This is a genomic window from Ideonella azotifigens (assembly GCF_006519715.1).
GTDB classification, from domain to species: domain Bacteria; phylum Pseudomonadota; class Gammaproteobacteria; order Burkholderiales; family Burkholderiaceae_C; genus Ideonella; species Ideonella azotifigens.
This window is the reverse complement of record NZ_VIDT01000772.1, coordinates 1-2,366: the sequence shown is the minus strand read 5'-3', so window position 1 is coordinate 2,366 and position 2,366 is coordinate 1. Positions and strand designations below refer to the sequence as shown.

The following is a 2,366-nucleotide window of genomic DNA, read 5'->3' as shown; positions in this document are numbered from 1 at the left end:
TTGAGTTCGGCCGCGCTCGGTCCGCCAGCCGAGTTGGCGACCTGGGCATCCGGCACGTCCAGCATCGCCTGGTGCGCAGGCGCGTCGCGCAACTGCACGATCAGACCGCGCACCGGCAGCGCCGTATTGGCGGCTTGCGCCCCGGCAGACAAACCCATCAGCAGCAGCCCGGCCAGGGCCCAGCCCGCCGCACAGCGTCGACTTCCACTCATGCACAACCCCGACATCGTGTTTTTTGACAGATGTCGGGATATCGGCCGGCCGCGGCCAAAACAAAGGGGCGGCGCGACCTGCCCGGCCACGCCGCCCCTGAAGGCTTGTATTTCGTGAGTTCAGCCGCGGGTGCGGCGGCGCGGCAGGCCCAGGCCGATCAGCAGCAGCAGCGCTGCCCAGATCGGCGAGCCGGCAGCGCCGCCACCGCCGCCACCCGACGAGCTGGCCTTGGCAAAGGTCACTGTGCGGGTGGTGGTGCCTGTGAGGCCATTGCTGTCCGTCACCGTCAGCTGCACCGTGGCAGAACCCACCGCATTGCCCTGCAGGTCCACCTGGAGGCCGGTGCTGCCCTGCAGTGTGGCGATGGTCGAACCACCGACCAGCGACCAGGCATATGACACGATGGTCGCGTTGCCGGCGGCTGTCGAGCCGACTCCGTTCAGCGTCACCGCGTCACCCACCTCGGGGCTGCTGATGTCCGCGGCAATCGCCGCCGTGGGCGCCACGGCCGACACCGCCAGGGTCTGCGCCGCCGAAGCGGAAGCGCCCGAGCTGTCGGTCACGGTCAGCTGGACGGTGGTTTCACCTTCGTCCAATGCCGTCAGCGTCACGCTGGCATTGGTCGAGGTGGTGGCCTGGGCCCGGGCGCGACCGGTCGCCGAAGCGATGCTGGCCGACCCATCGGTAACTTGCCACAGATAGCTGGCAATCGAACGGCCAGCAGGCACCAACGTCCCGTTGGCCGTCAGTGTCACGGTCGAGCCCATCGCTGCCGAGACCTCGGATGGGAGCACCACTGGCACAGGGCGCGAACTCGCGTTCTGGGCGGCCAGCACGGCGGCGCCTGCGTCCAGCATGCCAGCGCCGCAAGTGCCGGTCGTGCAGGCGCACTCGGTCTGCTCGGTCGAGGTCGGCTGGGTGCAGGCTGCCACGCCGCTTTCAGTGGCCGTCGGGAAAGTCCGGGCCGAACTGCGGATCAGCGAGCGGATGGCTGCCGGCGTCAGGCTGGGGTTGATGGACACCATCAAGGCCGCAGTGCCGGCCACCAGCGGTGCCGAGAAGCTGGTGCCAAGCGCGTAGTTGTACGCGTCCGAATAGGTGTTGGTGCCCGGCCCCTGGGTACCCGAATTGGTCGTGCTCAGCATCGAATACAGGCAGGCGCCGGACGCGTTGACGCAGTTGCCAGCGGGCGCCGCGATGGAGACTTCCGGTCCCAGGTCCGAGAAGCCGGACTTGGTGCCGGCGTGTCGCAGGCCGGCGACGGCGATCACGCCCGCGCAGTTGGCTGGCGTGCCGACGGCGAGGCCGTCGTTGCCGGCAGCGACCACGATGGTCGCGCCCTTTGCAGTGACGTCAGCAATCGCGTCCTCATAGGCGGCCGTGCAACTGCCGGAGCTGCCGAGGCTCATGTTGATCACCTTGGCAGGGTGCGTGTTGTCCGCCACACCGCTGACCGAGATGCCTGCTGCCCAGCGCATCGCGTCGATGATGTCGGAGTCATAGCCGCCACACTTGCCCAGCACGCGCAGCGGCAACAGCAGCACGTTCGGCGCCATGCCGGCCATGCCGGTCGAATTGTTGGTCGCTGCGCCGATCAGGCCGGCCGTCTGCGTGCCGTGCCAGGAGCTGGTTTCGGCGCCGCAGCCCTTGAAGGTGCCGGAAGCGTCTTCCGCCGAGGTGATCCAGTCGCCAGGGTCGCTGGGGTCGCTGTCGCGGCCGTCGCCGTCATTGCCCGTGGCCGCGTCGCTGACGAAGTCGTAGCCGCTCAGCAGCTTGCCGGCAAAGTCCGGGTGGTCCGGGCGCACCCCGGTGTCCAGCACGGCCACGACCACGCTGCTGCTGCCCTGCGTGAGCGCCCAGGCGTTTTCGGCGTTGACCGCGGATTTGACGCTGCTGTCCGGCGCGTGCAGGTACCACTGCCCGGCGGCCAGAGAATTGACGTTGGCCGGCAGGCCGCTGGGGTACAGCGGGTCGTTCGGTGCAGCCAGCGCGCTGCGGCGACCGTCCACCACGGCCCATTCGACCTCCGAATCCGCCGCCAGCCTGGCCGCCAGCGCAGCGCTGCCCAGCGCGCTCGAGGTCATGATCTGCATGCGCTCGCTCATGACCCTGCCGTCAGCGAGCGAGGCAATGCCAAGGCGAGTGGCCAGCGT

General features: G+C 69.1%; 1 protein-coding gene. It reads right to left on the bottom strand.

What is annotated here, in order from left to right; genetic code table 11:
• Positions 1 to 332: 332 nt before the first annotated feature.
• On the bottom strand, positions 333 to 2,366 hold a 2,034-nt coding region (locus FKP22_RS27465), incomplete at its 5' end, for a S8 family peptidase (protein WP_211361617.1).